This window comes from Klebsiella sp. Q11 (assembly GCF_964241505.1).
Taxonomy (GTDB): domain Bacteria; phylum Pseudomonadota; class Gammaproteobacteria; order Enterobacterales; family Enterobacteriaceae; genus Klebsiella; species Klebsiella michiganensis.
On record NZ_CAXSXW010000002.1, the window covers coordinates 29,215 to 44,903 of the forward strand.

Consider the following 15,689-nt stretch of genomic DNA (forward strand, 5'->3'; position numbering starts at 1 on the left):
TCGTCTCGTTTCATGATGAAAAATATGTAGATATTTCAACGTGAAAGGCTTTTACTTTTCGTTCCAACAGCAGTCAGGATGCGTATGTCAAACAGTCCGATGAGCGTGGTTATTCTTGCCGCTGGCAAAGGTACCCGCATGTATTCCGATCTTCCTAAGGTGTTGCATTCGCTGGCCGGGAAGCCAATGGTGCAGCATGTTATTGATGCAGCTAAAGAATTAGGCGCTTCCGCCGTACATCTGGTGTACGGGCACGGCGGCGATCTGCTTCGCCAGACGCTGCACGAAGATAACCTCAACTGGGTCCTGCAGGCCGAACAGCTAGGTACCGGCCACGCTATGCAGCAGGCGGCGCCGTTCTTCAGCGATGATGAAGATATCCTGATGCTGTACGGCGATGTGCCGCTCATTTCCGTCGAAACATTGAAGCGTCTGCGGGAAGCGAAACCGCAGGGCGGCATCGGTCTGTTGACGGTGAAGCTTGACGATCCGACCGGCTACGGCCGCATTACGCGCGATAACGGCGCGGTGACGGGCATTGTCGAGCATAAAGACGCCAGCGACGAGCAGCGCCGGATTCAGGAAATTAATACCGGGATTCTGGTCGCCAATGGCGCGGATCTTAAACGCTGGCTGGCTAAGCTCACCAACAACAACGTTCAGGGTGAATACTACATCACCGATATTATCGCCATGGCCTATGAAGAAGGTCGTGAAATTGCCGCTGTTCATCCTCAGCGTCTAAGCGAAGTGGAAGGCGTGAATAACCGCCTGCAGCTCTCCCGTCTTGAGCGCGTCTGGCAGTCTGAAAAGGCTGAAGAACTGCTGCTCGCGGGCGTTATGCTGCGCGATCCGGCGCGTTTTGATCTGCGCGGCGTGCTGAAACACGGGCGCGATGTCGAAATTGATACTAACGTTATCTTCGAAGGTGACGTGGTGCTGGGGGATCGGGTAAAGATTGGCACCGGCTGCGTCATCAAGAACAGCACCATTGGTGATGATTGCGAGATCAGCCCCTATACCGTGGTAGAGGATGCTCATCTGGCAGCCGCCTGTACCATTGGGCCGTTCGCGCGGCTGCGCCCAGGCGCTGAGCTTCTCGAAGGCGCGCACGTCGGCAACTTTGTTGAAATTAAAAAGGCGCGTCTGGGTAAAGGCACGAAGGCCGGGCATCTCTCCTATCTCGGAGACGCCGAGATAGGCGATAACGTGAATATCGGCGCGGGCACCATCACCTGTAACTATGATGGCGCAAATAAGCATAAAACGGTGATCGGCGATGACGTGTTTGTTGGCTCAGACAGCCAGCTGGTCGCTCCGGTGACCGTCGGCAAGGGGGTCACCATTGCCGCAGGAACAACGGTAACGCGTAACGTTGCCGATAATGAATTAGTGTTAAGCCGCGTGCCGCAGGTTCATAAACAGGGCTGGCAGCGCCCGGTGAAGAAAAAGTAACGCGATTTCTCTTTCGCCCTTTTCGGGGAAAGAGCGGGGTGAGGGGATAAAATAATCCTCCCCCCACGGCAGTACCCATAAAAATAACCCCACTCTCTACAAGGCTCGGGGCGCCCGAAAATACGGGTAAACAGGTTGACCGACAACGTATGGCATACAGCCAAAATCGGAATTAAAAACTATGTGTGGAATTGTTGGCGCAGTCGCGCAGCGTGATATTGCTGAAATCCTTCTCGAAGGTTTACGTCGTCTGGAATACCGCGGTTATGACTCCGCCGGTCTGGCCGTCGTCGATAACGAAGGTCATATGAACCGCGTTCGCCGCCTCGGGAAAGTACAGATGCTGGCCCAGGCGCTGGAAGAACATCCGTTGCACGGCGGTACCGGGATTGCCCATACCCGCTGGGCGACGCACGGCGAACCGTCTGAAGGTAACGCGCATCCGCATGTTTCTGACCATATTGTGGTGGTGCATAACGGGATTATCGAAAACCATGAGCCGCTGCGCGAGCTGTTGCAGTCGAGGGGCTACGTTTTCGCCTCCGAGACTGACACGGAGGTTATTGCGCACCTGGTTCACTGGGAGCTGGAACAGGGCGGTACTCTGCGTGATGCGGTTCTGCGGACTATCCCGCAGCTGCGCGGCGCTTATGGCACCGTGATCATGGATTCCCGCGATCCGGGTACGCTGCTGGCCGCTCGTTCAGGAAGCCCGCTGGTGATTGGCCTGGGGATGGGGGAAAACTTCATTGCCTCCGATCAGCTGGCGCTGCTGCCGGTTACCCGCCGCTTTATCTTCCTCGAAGAGGGCGATATTGCGGAAGTCACCCGCCGTTCCGTGACTCTCTTTGACAAATCCGGCGCCGAAGTGCAGCGCCCGGATATTGAATCCAGTCTGCAGTACGACGCGGGCGATAAAGGTATCTATCGTCACTATATGCAGAAAGAGATCTACGAGCAGCCGAACGCCATCAAAAATACCCTCTCCGGGCGCATTAGCCACGGCGAGGTTGATTTAAGCGAGCTGGGCCCGCAGGCTAACGAGCTGCTGTCTAAGGTCGAGCATATTCAGATCATCGCCTGCGGCACCTCCTACAACTCAGGTATGGTGTCCCGCTACTGGTTTGAGTCGCTGGCAGGGGTGCCGTGCGATGTTGAAATCGCCTCCGAGTTCCGCTATCGCAAATCGGCCGTGCGTCGCAACAGCCTGATGATCACCCTCTCTCAATCCGGCGAGACGGCGGACACCCTCGCCGGCCTGCGCCTGTCGAAAGAGTTGGGCTATCTGGGGTCGCTGGCGATTTGTAACGTGCCTGGATCATCCCTGGTGCGTGAGTCCGATCTGGCGATGATGACCAACGCCGGGACGGAAATCGGCGTCGCCTCGACTAAAGCCTTCACGACGCAGCTGACCGTTCTGCTGATGCTGGTGGCGAAACTGGCGCGACTCAAAGGCCAGGATGCGTCTATTGAACATGATATCGTGCATGGCCTGCAGGCGCTGCCGAGCCGCATTGAGCAGGTGCTTTCGCAGGACAAGCGTATTGAGGCGCTGGCTGAGAACTTCTCTGACAAACACCACGCGCTGTTCCTTGGCCGCGGCGATCAGTATCCCATTGCCCTGGAAGGGGCGCTGAAGCTGAAAGAGATCTCCTATATTCATGCGGAAGCCTATGCTGCCGGCGAGCTGAAGCATGGTCCGCTGGCGCTGATTGACGCTGAAATGCCGGTGGTGGTGGTCGCGCCGAACAACGAACTGCTGGAAAAATTGAAATCCAACATTGAAGAGGTTCGCGCTCGCGGCGGCCAGCTGTACGTTTTTGCTGACGGCGATGCGGGTTTCACCGGCAGCGACAATATGCACATCATTGAGATGCCGCATGTTGAAGAGGCGATCGCGCCAATCTTCTATACCGTACCGCTGCAGCTGCTGGCGTATCACGTCGCGCTGATCAAAGGGACTGACGTTGACCAGCCGCGTAACCTGGCGAAATCAGTTACCGTGGAATAACGATTTTACAGCGCTGAAAGGGCTGCCGTCCGGCGGCCCTTTTTATTTGCGGCGAACAGCGAGATCCCACCCGCTTTATGACAGCCTGTCATTTTTGAGACGCTTTTGCGCTGTCATAAAAATAAAATTTTCCGCTAATCTTTCTATCATTAACCATAGTAACAATATGATTTGTATTATTTTTATTTAACGTAAATTCCCGTCTTTTTGCTTGTCATAAAACTGTAATAATTCGTACATTTTACTGTCACCTGTTTGTCCTATTTTGCTCACCATAGCTTCGAAACAATGGTTTACGAATCCAGCAGGAGACATTATGAACGTTATGCGTACCACCGTCGCAACAGTTGTCGCCGCGACCTTATCGATGAGCGCTTTCTCTGTTTTTGCAGCAGCAAGCCTGACTGGCGCAGGTGCAACTTTCCCCGCGCCGGTGTATGCCAAATGGGCAGATACCTATAACAAGGAAACGGGTAATAAAGTCAATTACCAGGGTATCGGCTCCTCTGGCGGCGTAAAACAAATTACGGCCAACACCGTAGACTTCGGTGCTTCTGATGCCCCTCTTGCTGATGACAAGCTGGCTCAGGAAGGTCTGTTCCAGTTCCCGACCGTTATCGGCGGCGTAGTGCTGGCAATTAACCTGCCTGGCGTGAAATCCGGTGAGCTGGTGCTTGACGGTAAAACGCTGGGTGATATCTACCTGGGCAAAATCAAAAAATGGGATGACGCGGCGATTGCTAAGCTCAACCCGGGCATGAAGCTGCCTTCTCAGAACATCGCGGTGGTTCGTCGTGCCGATGGTTCCGGTACTTCCTTCGTTTTCACCAGCTATCTGGCGAAGGTGAACGAAGAGTGGAAATCTAAAATCGGCGCGGGCTCAACCGTTAACTGGCCGACCGGTCTGGGCGGTAAAGGCAACGACGGCATCGCCGCGTTCGTTCAGCGTCTGCCGGGCTCTATCGGCTACGTAGAATATGCCTACGCAAAACAGAACAACCTCGCTTACACCAAACTGCTGTCCGCCGATGGCAAGCCGGTGAGCCCGACTGAAGATAACTTCGCTAACGCGGCGAAAGAAATCGACTGGAGCAAATCCTTTGCACAGGATCTGACGAATCAGAAAGGCGACAACGCATGGCCGATCACTTCAACCACCTTCATTCTGGTTCACAAGGCTTCCAACAAGCCAGAGCAGACCGCCGAAGTGCTGAAGTTCTTCGACTGGGCGTATAAAAATGGCGGTAAAGAAGCCAACGCGCTGGACTATGCTACCCTGCCGGAAAGCGTGGTTGAGCAAGTTCGCGCGGCATGGAAGACCAACGTAAAAGACAGCAGCGGTAAAGCGCTGTACTAATACCCGTCAGCCTTCGAGCTACAGGTGCGTTGGCAGCGCTTGTTCACCCCGGTCACATAGCCCATCTATGTTCCCGGGGATCCACAAGCCAGCTGCCTGCCTGCAGCTCGAATTATTTAGGGTATGGCATTACCTTTGCCAGAAAGATCAGTAAACTACGATTTTTTCTGGCCCGAAACTGAAGAGTAACTTATGGCTGCAACCAAGCCGGCATTTAACCCTCCGGGGAAAAAGGGTGACATAATTTTCAGCGTGCTGGTAAAACTGGCGGCGCTGATTGTGCTATTGATGCTTGGCGGCATCATCGTCTCCCTTATCATCTCGTCCTGGCCAAGCATTGAGAAATTTGGCTTTGCCTTTCTGTGGACCAAAGAGTGGGATGCGCCGAACCAGATTTTCGGCGCCCTGGTACCCATTTACGGGACGCTGGTCACCTCATTTATCGCGCTGCTGATCGCCGTACCGGTGAGCTTCGGTATCGCGCTGTTCCTGACGGAACTGTCACCCGCCTGGCTGAAGCGCCCGCTGGGTATCGCTATTGAGCTGCTGGCCGCGATCCCCAGTATCGTTTACGGCATGTGGGGCCTGTTTATTTTCGCCCCGCTGTTTGCGACCTATTTTCAGGAGCCGGTTGGCAACGTTCTGTCGACCATTCCGTTCGTTGGCGCGCTCTTTGCGGGCCCGGCATTTGGTATCGGTATTCTGGCGGCGGGCGTGATTCTGGCCATCATGATCATTCCTTACATCGCGGCCGTTATGCGTGACGTCTTTGAACAGACGCCGGTGATGATGAAAGAGTCCGCCTACGGTATCGGCTGCACAACGTGGGAAGTTATCTGGCGTATCGTTCTGCCTTTCACCAAAAACGGCGTGATCGGCGGGGTAATGCTCGGTCTGGGGCGCGCGCTGGGGGAAACTATGGCGGTGACCTTTATTATCGGCAACACCTACCAGCTTGATAGCGCTTCGTTATATATGCCGGGCAACAGCATCACCTCCGCGCTGGCGAATGAGTTTGCCGAAGCGGAAACCGGACTGCACGTTGCCGCATTGATGGAGCTGGGCCTGATTCTGTTCGTTATCACCTTTATTGTTCTGGCCGCATCGAAGTTTATGATCATGCGCCTGGCTAAGAATGAGGGGGCTCGCTAATGGCGACGATTGAATTACAAACCACCGCGGAGCTGGCGGAATCCCGTCGCAAAATGCAGGCAAAACGCCGCATGAAAAACCGTCTCGCCCTGACGCTATCGATGGCGACCATGGCGTTTGGTCTGTTCTGGCTGATCTGGATCCTGATGTCCACCGTCACCCGCGGCATCGATGGTATGAGCCTGGCGCTGTTTACTGAAATGACGCCGCCGCCAAATACGGCGGGCGGTGGTCTGGCAAACGCCCTGGCGGGCAGCGGATTGCTGATCCTCTGGTCGACGGTTATCGGTACCCCGCTGGGGATTCTGGCGGGGATTTATCTGGCGGAATATGGCCGTAAATCCTTGCTGGCCGAAGTGATTCGTTTTATTAACGATATCCTGCTTTCCGCGCCGTCGATTGTCGTCGGTCTGTTTGTTTACACCATCGTCGTTGCGCAGATGCAGCACTTTTCCGGCTGGGCGGGCGTGATTGCGCTGGCGCTGCTGCAGGTGCCTATCGTTATTCGTACTACTGAAAACATGCTGAAGCTGGTTCCGGACAGCCTGCGTGAGGCGGCATATGCGTTGGGTACGCCGAAGTGGCGCATGATCTCTGCGATCACCCTGAAAGCATCGGTATCGGGCATTATGACCGGTATTCTGCTGGCCATCGCCCGTATCGCCGGGGAAACGGCGCCGCTGCTGTTTACCGCGCTCTCCAACCAGTTCTGGAGCACCGACATGATGCAGCCGATTGCTAACCTGCCGGTGACGATTTTCAAATTTGCCATGAGTCCCTTTGCGGAGTGGCAGCAACTGGCATGGGCCGGGGTCTTGATTATCACCCTGTGCGTATTGCTGCTGAACATTCTGGCGCGCGTTGTTTTCGCGAAGAATAAACACGGTTAATTTTTGCGGCGCGGCGAAACGCGGCGCCGAATGAGGAAAAGAACGAGATGAGTATGGTGAATGCGACCCCGGGTAAACTTTCAGTTCGTAACCTGAATTTCTACTACGGAAAATTCCATGCCCTGAAAAACATCAACCTGGATATTACCAAAAACCAGGTTACGGCGTTTATCGGACCGTCAGGCTGCGGTAAATCCACGCTGCTGCGTACGTTCAACAAAATGTTTGAGCTGTACCCGGAGCAGCGTGCGGAAGGCGAAATTCTGCTCGATGGCGATAATATTCTGACCAACACCCAGGATATCGCTCTGCTGCGCGCCAAAGTGGGGATGGTGTTCCAGAAGCCGACGCCGTTCCCGATGTCGATTTATGACAACATCGCCTTTGGCGTGCGCCTGTTTGAGAAGCTTTCCCGCACGGATATGGATGAGCGCGTGCAGTGGGCATTGACCAAAGCCGCATTGTGGAATGAAACCAAAGATAAACTGCATCAGAGCGGATATTCTCTCTCCGGTGGCCAGCAGCAGCGTCTGTGCATCGCGCGCGGTATCGCTATTCGTCCGGAAGTTCTGCTGCTGGATGAGCCCTGCTCGGCGCTGGACCCGATCTCTACCGGGCGTATTGAAGAGCTGATCACTGAACTGAAACAGGATTACACCGTCGTTATCGTGACCCACAACATGCAGCAGGCCGCGCGTTGCTCCGACCATACGGCATTTATGTATCTTGGCGAGCTGATTGAATTCAGCAACACGGACGATCTGTTTACCAAGCCCGCTAAGAAGCAAACTGAAGATTATATTACTGGCCGCTACGGTTGATTGCCCTTCTGCTATCAGGCTCTAACCTATTGGGCAATCAGGAGATACTATGGATAACCTAAATCTTAACAAACATATTTCCGGCCAGTTCAATGCTGAACTGGAGTACATCCGCACCCAGGTCATGACCATGGGTGGGCTGGTGGAGCAGCAGCTTTCTGATGCGATCACCGCGATGCATAACCAGGACAGCGAACTGGCAAAGCGCGTTATTGACGGCGACAAGCAGGTCAATATGATGGAAGTGGCGATCGATGAGGCCTGCGTGCGCATCATCGCCAAGCGTCAGCCGACCGCCAGCGACCTGCGTCTGGTGATGGCGATTATTAAAACCATCGCCGAGCTGGAACGCATCGGCGACGTCGCGGATAAAATCTGCCGCACCGCGCTGGAAAAATTCTCCCAGCAGCATCAGCCGCTGCTGGTGAGCCTGGAATCGCTGGGGCGCCACACCGTGCAGATGCTGCATGATGTGCTGGACGCCTTTGCGCGTATGGACCTTGATGAAGCGGTGCGTATTTATCGCGAAGATAAGAAAGTCGACCAGGAATATGAAGGCATCGTGCGCCAGCTGATGACCTATATGATGGAAGATTCGCGCACCATTCCAAGCGTCCTGACCGCCCTGTTCTGCGCCCGCTCGATTGAGCGTATCGGCGACCGTTGCCAGAACATCTGCGAATATATTTTCTACTTCGTCAAAGGTCAGGATTTCCGTCACGTTGGCGGCGACGAGCTGGATAAACTGCTGGCCGGGAAAGATCCTAAAGAGTAATAAATCACAGAGACTAATTCTGATAAAGGATGTATCAGAATTAGTTATGATTAATTTTACTCCTGTTTTTAATTAACAAAATTGGTGCGATTGTCGTCACAAATAATAATTTCATCAATTGTGGTTTGATTTTAATAGCGTAACAATGCGGTACATTAATCGGGTGACTTGTTGCGGCAAGGCTCGAATAAAAACTCTGGATTGTTACTGCGCAAGCAGGCAAAACCTGACATCACCGTTAACCTGGTGATGTCAGGTTTTTTTTTGCCAGATAATCCGCCATCAGCCGATGAAAGGGATTGTTACCGCAGCGCGGGCAAAACCTGAAGCAAGCCTCCTCTGTTTTCTGCAGGGGGATTGCTTCAGGTTTTTTTTGATTTGATGCAAGGCTGTTTGTGGGTAAACCAGGATGGTATTAACCGAATAAATAATAGTGCTGGTTTTAATAACGTTCTTTTTTTCCTTAAGGGGAACACCTTTTCGGTAACAAGCTTTATTCGATAGAAAAATAAAAATACGCCTTCGCGTTAGTTGACATTTTATCGCGATACTCAGTTGCACGCATTTTTATATAAAGGGAACTTATGTTTAAAAGAAATCTGATTACCCCGGCAATACTTATTATGGCGCCGCTCGCTTATACAACCCATGCTATGGCGGAATCGCTAACCGTTGAACAGCGTCTTGAGCTTCTGGAGAAGGCGCTTAAGGATACGCAGAGCGAACTAAAAAAATATCAAGATGAAGAGAAGGCCAGAAATCGACTCTGGATTGCCGGTACGCAGCCTGGCGCACCTGAGCAGAGCGCGTCCGCGCAGGTTGTCAGCGCGCCCGCGCCGGCCGGCGGCGCTGCAAAACCGGCGGCGGTTCTGGTGAAAAACGAACAGCCCGCGGCTAACGGCGAGTCCATTTACAGCTCGATGACAATGAAGGATTTCAGCAAGTTTGTGAAGGATGAAATTGGCTTCAGCTATAACGGCTATTACCGTTCCGGCTGGGGGACCGCATCCCATGGTTCACCTAAGTCCTGGGCGATTGGCTCGCTGGGTCGCTTTGGTAATGAATATTCGGGCTGGTTTGATTTACAACTTAAGCAGCGGGTTTATCAGGAAGGCAATAAGCGGGTTGATGCGATCGTGATGCTTGACGGCAACGTCGGGCAGCAGTATTCCTCCGGCTGGTTTGGCGATAACGCTGGCGGCGAGAACTATATGCAGTTCTCTGATATGTACGTCAACACCAAAGGTTTCCTGCCATTCGCGCCGGAAGCGGATTTCTGGGTGGGTAAGCACGGTGCGCCGAAAATTGAAATCCAGATGCTGGACTGGAAAACGCAAAGAACCGATGCCGCAGCCGGCGTTGGCCTTGAAAACTGGAAGGTGGGCGCGGGTAAGTTTGATATTGCGCTGGTGCGCGAGGACGTTGATGACTACAACCGTACGTTGACCAAAAGCCAGCAAATTAACACCAATACTATTGATATTCGTTATAAAGAGATCCCGCTTTGGGATAAGGCGTCATTGATGGTCAGCGGCCGGTATGTCGCGGCAAATCAGAGTTCATCCGAGAAATATAATGAAGGTAATAATGGATATTATGAATGGAAAGATACCTGGATGGCGGGGACGTCGTTAACGCAGAAATTTGATAACGGCGGATTTAACGAATTTTCCTTCCTGCTGGCAAATAACTCCATCGCCAGCAGCTTCTCGCGCTATGCGGGATCCAGCCCGTATACCACATTCAACGGCAGATACTATGGCGATCATACCAACGGCACCGCCGTTCGCTTGACCTCGCAGGGGGAAACCTATTTGAGTGATGACATCATTATGGCGAACGCCATCGTTTACTCCTTTGGTAATGATGTCTACAGCTACGAGACCGGCGCGCACTCCGATTTTGAGTCTCTTCGCGCCGTCGTGCGCCCGGCCTGGATCTGGGATAAATATAATCAGACCGGCGTTGAATTGGGCTATTTCAAGCAGCAGAACAAAGATAGTACCGGCAAGAAATATAACGAATCCGGCTACAAAACTACCCTGTTCCATACCTTTAAAGTGAATACCAGTATGCTGACCTCCCGCCCGGAAATTCGTTTCTATGCGACTTATATTAAAGCGAAGGATATCGACCTGGATAAGGCGGCTAACAGCAATACCAGCAGCATTTTTGAAGATGGTAAGAACGATCAGTTTGCCGTTGGCGCTCAGGCTGAAATCTGGTGGTAAGGCTGGCAACGGTCAGGACAAAATTCTAAAGAGGATTAACGATGAAACGACATGCTATTTACTTCGCTCTGGCGCTGGCGGGCGCGGCGTTTACCGCTCATGCCGCGCCGTTTCCGGCCACGCCGAGCGCGGCGATCCCGGTCAGCCAGTATATTACGCAGGTTAACGCCGATAAGAGTATCACCTTCCGCCTGTTTGCCCCGGATGCAAAACGGGTGTCCGTGGTAACGGGGGCAACGCCGGATACCTTTGTCTCGCATGATATGAGCAAAGATGAGCAGGGGGTCTGGACATGGAAAAGCGATGCGCTGGCTCCCAATCTCTACGAATACTATTTTGATGTCGACGGATTCCGTTCCGTCGATACCGGTAGCCGCTATCAGAAGCCACAGCGTCAGGTGAATACCAGCCTGATCCTGGTACCCGGCAGCATTCTTGACGATCGCGCGGTCGCTCACGGCGAGCTACGAACCCTGACCTATCATTCAAAGGCGCTGAACGCTGAGCGTCGCGTCTACGTGTGGACGCCGCCGGGCTATACCGGTACCGGCGAGCCGCTGCCGGTACTCTATTTCTATCACGGTTTTGGCGACAGCGGACTGTCGGCTATCGATCAGGGCCGTATTCCGCAAATCATGGATAACCTGCTGGCGGAAGGCAAAATTAAGCCCATGCTGGTGGTGGTGCCGGATACCGAAACCGATATTCCTGACGCGGTTGCGGAAAACTTCCCGCCGCAGGAGCGGCGTAAAACCTTCTATCCGCTGAATGCGAAAGCGGCTGATAAAGAGCTGATGAACGATATTATTCCGCTGATTGATGCGCGCTTTAACGTGCGTAAAGACGCGGACGGCCGGGCGCTTGCCGGGCTGTCACAGGGCGGTTATCAGGCGCTGGTCTCCGGAATGAACCATCTGGAGAGCTTCGGCTGGCTGGCGACGTTCAGCGGCGTAACGACAACCACGGTACCGGATGCCGGCGTAGAGGCGCAGCTACACAACCCACAGGCGATCAACAAGCAGCTGCGTAACTTTACCGTCGTCGTGGGTGAGAAAGACGCGGTTACCGGCAAGGATATCGCCGGGCTGAAAGCGGAGCTGGAGAAGCAGGAAATCAACTTTGATTATCATGAGTATCCGGGCCTGAACCATGAAATGGACGTCTGGCGTCCCGCCTACGCCGAATTCGTACAGAAGTTGTTCAAATAACATGAAGGAGCCAGTTCGCTGGCTCCTTATCTTCAATACCTTGAGGGAGACAATATGAAATTAATCGTGACGGAAGATTATGCAGAGATGAGCCTGGTCGCCAGCCATCACGTTCTGGGCTACATCACCGCGCCGCGCAGGGTGAACCTGGCGGTAACGGCAGGCAGTACGCCGAAGAAAATGTATGAACATCTGACGGCCGCGGTTAAAGGTAAATCGTTCTATTCTCAGGTCCATTATTACAACTTTGACGAGATTCCGTTCCGCGGCCAGGATCGTGAAGGCGTGACCATTTACAATCTGCGCAGCCTGTTTTTCACCCCCGCGCAAATCCCTGAAGAGAATATCCACCCGCTCAGCCATGAAAACTTCAGGCATCACGACCAGCGGTTACAGGACGAAGGGGGCCTCGATCTGATAGTGATGGGTCTCGGCGCTGACGGCCATTTTTGCGGTAATTTGCCGAATACCACGCGCTTCCACGATGCGACGGTGGAAGTCCCTATCGTCGGCGATATGGTGGATCTTGTCGCTCACGGCGAGATGGGCGGCGACTTCTCCGCGGTGCCGGATAGCTACGTCACGATGGGGCCAAAAAGCGTCATGGCGGCGAAAAACCTGCTGCTGATCGTCAGCGGCGCGGCAAAAGCGCAGGCGCTAAGGCAGGTGATTGAAGGCGAAGTCAGCGAGCGGGTTCCGGCTTCGGTGCTGAAATTACATCCTTCCCTGGTGATTGTGGCTGATAAAGCGGCGGCTGCGGAATTGAGTCGCTAATATCGTAGGAGCGGCTCGCGCTGCGCCAGGTGTTCGCAGCCTTATGCGGATCGGTAGCCCGGACAGGCGCAACGCGCCGCCTCCGGGGGGACGACAATTCTGGTTTCCGCATCGTTGTCATGGCTGGCCGGCAGCTGAATGATTTTGGCGAAATCCTCTCCCTAATAAAATCACCACAATACGGCAGCCCTTTTGGCATTCCAGTCAACCCGGCATGGGGCGGTCTATTATGAAAAATCTGCCCAGAGGCGCAATTTACCGCAGCTCAGGCAGCGGAACAGATATCCCTGGCAATCGCCGTCATTACGCAAATATTTCGCCAGATCTTCATACTTCATACCAAACTGCGCGCAATCGTCCGCAAGATCGGCAAATTCGCTGAGACGATCTTTTATCTCTTCCCAGCCGACATAGCCAAGAAAGGCGCAGAAATCGCCACAGTGAGCGAGCCAGAACTCCTGTTGCCAGCCTCGATAGCCGGGCGTGCGGCTTTTTAGCTCAAGTTCCTGCTCTTCACTATAAGGGCTTATAAAGCTACCGTTAAATTCACCCTCTTCATCAAACTGTCCCTGGATGCCTTCAATGCTGCATTCGTCCTGAAAGCAGCCTTTAAATTTTTCCGCCGCAGAGCCGTCGGCTATACACCACGGACAGAGGTGCTCCACGTCTTCCACACAGTAGAACGGCGAGATGTAATAAACCGAAGTCTGTTGTTCGCAGCATTGGCAAACCACGGTTTTGTCCTGCGCGAATGCCCCTGTTTCCAGGGGGGCGGGATGATATTTAAAGATGGGTAACGGTTTAGTCTGCCTCATAAAAAATCCTTTTTTTAATGTTTATCGCGTTATATTCCAGCCGCGCGCCTGCCATAGCTCAGGTAGCTCTTCGAGGCGGGTAAACGTCGTCACCTTCGGATGTTCGATCGGCTTATTATGCGGATCGGCGCAGAAGTAGAACACTTCCATGCCTGCGGCGATCCCCGACTGCGCGCCTGCGCTGGAGTCGTCGACAAGAATGCAGTTCTTGACGTTAACGTTCATCGCTTTTGCGGCATGCAGCATCAGGGCCGGATCGGGCTTCCAGCGCTGGATATCGTAGCCGCTGTACAGACGCTCCGGGAAATGGTGCAGCATTGCGGTTTTACCGAGAGAGTGCTGCATTTTGCTCACCGGGCCGTTGGAGACCACGCACATCGGCACGCTGACCGCGTCCAGCAGCGCCTGTGCGCCAGAAATGACTTCCAGTTCAGTATCAAACAGGCGCGCGACTTCATCGCGGTACACCGGCTCAAGGGTCGCCTTGTCCAGATTAACGCCGTACTCCGCGTTAATGGTGTCGATAATCTCGTACAGCTTGACGCCTTTGAAGCGCTTAAAAATCTCGTCTAAATCCAGCGTAATGCCGAATTCCCTGAACATGTGAACGTAGGCGCGGGAGCAGATCACCTCGCTGTCGACCAGCGTGCCGTCACAGTCGAAAAATACTGCTTCTGGTTGGGTCATGTCGATTCCATTTTAATAAGTTAACGTTTTCGTCTTGCTGATTAGTGAGACGCAATCGTTGCCGTATAAGCAAAATCGATGAAAAAAAGTATCTCACAACCGCCCTTATTGTCGCATTTTGGTATAGGATAGCGACGAATTTTCCCTCCTTTGTTCGGAAACCGATAATGAGTCAACAACAAACCAGCCAGTCATCTGGCCCGGGTCTGCTGGAGCGCGTGTTCAAACTACGTGAACACGGCACGACGGCACGCACCGAAGCGATTGCAGGTTTCACCACTTTTCTGACAATGGTGTACATCGTTTTTGTTAACCCACAGATCCTCGGCGTGGCGGGTATGGATACCAGCGCCGTGTTCGTCACAACCTGTCTGATCGCCGCGTTCGGCAGCATCATGATGGGCCTGTTCGCTAACCTTCCGGTGGCCCTGGCGCCGGCGATGGGACTGAACGCCTTCTTTGCGTTTGTCGTGGTACAGGCAATGGGCCTGCCGTGGCAGGTCGGGATGGGCGCGATTTTCTGGGGGGCGGTTGGCCTGTTGCTGTTGACGATTTTCCGCGTACGCTACTGGATGATCGCCAATATCCCGGTTAGCCTGCGTATCGGTATCACCAGCGGTATTGGCCTGTTCATCGGTATGATGGGCCTGAAGAACGCCGGCGTGATCGTCGCCAACCCGGAAACCCTGGTGAGCATCGGCAACCTGACGTCCCACAGCGTACTGCTGGGCATTCTTGGCTTCTTTATTATTGCGATTCTGGCTTCCCGCAACATCCACGCCGCGGTGCTGGTTTCTATCGTGGTTACCACGCTGCTGGGCTGGCTGCTGGGCGACGTTCACTACACCGGAATCGTATCCATGCCGCCGAGCGTCACGACGGTCATTGGGCATGTTGACCTGGCAGGCTCGCTGAATCTCGGCCTGGCGGGCGTGATCTTCTCGTTTATGCTGGTGAACCTGTTCGACTCCTCCGGTACCCTGATCGGCGTGACCGATAAAGCCGGTCTGGCCGATGCGCAGGGTAAGTTCCCGCGGATGAAGCAGGCGCTATTTGTCGATAGCGTCTCGTCCGTTGCGGGCTCCTTTATCGGCACCTCTTCCGTAACCGCCTATATTGAATCTTCCTCGGGCGTTTCCGTAGGCGGACGTACTGGCTTAACCGCTGTGGTCGTTGGTCTCTTGTTCCTGCTGGTGATCTTCCTGTCGCCGCTGGCGGGTATGGTCCCGGCCTATGCCGCAGCCGGCGCGCTGATTTACGTTGGCGTCCTGATGACCTCCAGCCTTGCGCGCGTGAAGTGGGATGATTTAACCGAATCAGTGCCGGCGTTTATTACCGCCGTGATGATGCCGTTTAGCTTCTCCATTACGGAAGGTATTGCCTTAGGCTTTATCTCTTACTGCGTAATGAAGATCGGTACCGGTCGACTGCGCGACCTCAGCCCATGCGTGATTGTGGTTTCGCTGCTGTTTGTGCTGAAAATTGTATTTATTGACGCGCATTAATACCCGCG

General features: G+C 53.8%; 13 protein-coding genes. 11 read left to right on the top strand and 2 right to left on the bottom strand.

Annotation, left to right across the window (positions count from 1 at the left end; genetic code table 11):
* The first annotated feature begins 84 nt into the window (after positions 1 to 84).
* The 10 genes from glmU to ACESQ2_RS02590 all read left to right on the top strand — a co-directional run bounded on the left by glmU (position 85) and on the right by ACESQ2_RS02590 (position 12,674).
* Positions 85 to 1,455: a bifunctional UDP-N-acetylglucosamine diphosphorylase/glucosamine-1-phosphate N-acetyltransferase GlmU gene (glmU, locus tag ACESQ2_RS02545; RefSeq protein ID WP_032694281.1), complete on the top strand. Its 1,371-nt coding sequence runs from the start codon at positions 85 to 87 to the stop codon at positions 1,453 to 1,455.
* A 181-nt stretch (positions 1,456 to 1,636) separates the two neighbouring features.
* Positions 1,637 to 3,466, top strand: a complete 1,830-nt coding sequence (gene glmS / locus ACESQ2_RS02550) for a glutamine--fructose-6-phosphate transaminase (isomerizing) (RefSeq protein WP_014227346.1) — start codon at positions 1,637 to 1,639, stop codon at positions 3,464 to 3,466.
* A gap of 316 nt (positions 3,467 to 3,782) precedes the next feature.
* The gene (gene pstS / locus ACESQ2_RS02555) at positions 3,783 to 4,823 is read left to right on the top strand and encodes a phosphate ABC transporter substrate-binding protein PstS (RefSeq protein ID WP_004127017.1); all 1,041 of its coding nucleotides are present in this window, start codon (positions 3,783 to 3,785) and stop codon (positions 4,821 to 4,823) included.
* Between the two features lie 192 nt (positions 4,824 to 5,015).
* Positions 5,016 to 5,975, top strand: coding sequence for a phosphate ABC transporter permease PstC (gene pstC / locus ACESQ2_RS02560; RefSeq protein WP_004107261.1), 960 nt, complete (start codon positions 5,016 to 5,018; stop codon positions 5,973 to 5,975).
* Positions 5,975 to 6,865 (top strand): phosphate ABC transporter permease PstA, encoded by an 891-nt coding sequence (gene pstA, locus ACESQ2_RS02565; RefSeq protein ID WP_004855748.1) that lies wholly within the window; start codon positions 5,975 to 5,977, stop codon positions 6,863 to 6,865. Before pstC ends, pstA begins: the two co-directional genes overlap by 1 nt.
* Positions 6,866 to 6,912: 47 nt before the next feature.
* Positions 6,913 to 7,686, top strand: coding sequence for a phosphate ABC transporter ATP-binding protein PstB (pstB, locus tag ACESQ2_RS02570; protein ID WP_004855746.1), 774 nt, complete (start codon positions 6,913 to 6,915; stop codon positions 7,684 to 7,686).
* Between the two features lie 49 nt (positions 7,687 to 7,735).
* Entirely contained in the window at positions 7,736 to 8,461 is a 726-nt protein-coding gene (phoU, locus tag ACESQ2_RS02575; RefSeq protein WP_004107251.1) for a phosphate signaling complex protein PhoU, read from the top strand.
* 584 nt (positions 8,462 to 9,045) lie between these two features.
* Positions 9,046 to 10,692, top strand: a complete 1,647-nt coding sequence (locus tag ACESQ2_RS02580; protein WP_046877126.1) for a carbohydrate porin — start codon at positions 9,046 to 9,048, stop codon at positions 10,690 to 10,692.
* 41 nt (positions 10,693 to 10,733) lie between these two features.
* Positions 10,734 to 11,900 carry an alpha/beta hydrolase-fold protein gene (locus ACESQ2_RS02585; protein ID WP_224259918.1) on the top strand — a complete coding sequence of 389 codons (1,167 nt, stop codon included), beginning with the start codon at positions 10,734 to 10,736 and terminating at the stop codon, positions 11,898 to 11,900.
* Between the two features lie 54 nt (positions 11,901 to 11,954).
* Complete coding sequence (locus ACESQ2_RS02590; protein WP_224259917.1) at positions 11,955 to 12,674, top strand: glucosamine-6-phosphate deaminase; 720 nt, start codon at positions 11,955 to 11,957, stop codon at positions 12,672 to 12,674.
* Between the two features lie 227 nt (positions 12,675 to 12,901).
* Here ACESQ2_RS02590 and cbrC read toward each other — a convergent pair whose 3' ends face one another.
* Together cbrC and yieH are read right to left on the bottom strand one after the other, a co-directional pair.
* Positions 12,902 to 13,489 (bottom strand): PF03691 family colicin E2 tolerance protein CbrC, encoded by a 588-nt coding sequence (gene cbrC, locus ACESQ2_RS02595; RefSeq protein ID WP_196546012.1) that lies wholly within the window; start codon positions 13,487 to 13,489, stop codon positions 12,902 to 12,904.
* Positions 13,490 to 13,510: 21 nt separating this feature from the next.
* A complete protein-coding gene (gene yieH / locus ACESQ2_RS02600) occupies positions 13,511 to 14,176 on the bottom strand; it encodes a 6-phosphogluconate phosphatase (protein WP_032751783.1) in 666 nt (221 codons plus the stop codon).
* A 167-nt stretch (positions 14,177 to 14,343) separates the two neighbouring features.
* Here yieH and adeP point away from each other — a divergent pair, with 167 nt between their 5' ends.
* Positions 14,344 to 15,681 carry an adenine permease AdeP gene (gene adeP, locus ACESQ2_RS02605; protein WP_014839859.1) on the top strand — a complete coding sequence of 446 codons (1,338 nt, stop codon included), beginning with the start codon at positions 14,344 to 14,346 and terminating at the stop codon, positions 15,679 to 15,681.
* Positions 15,682 to 15,689 lie beyond the last annotated feature (8 nt).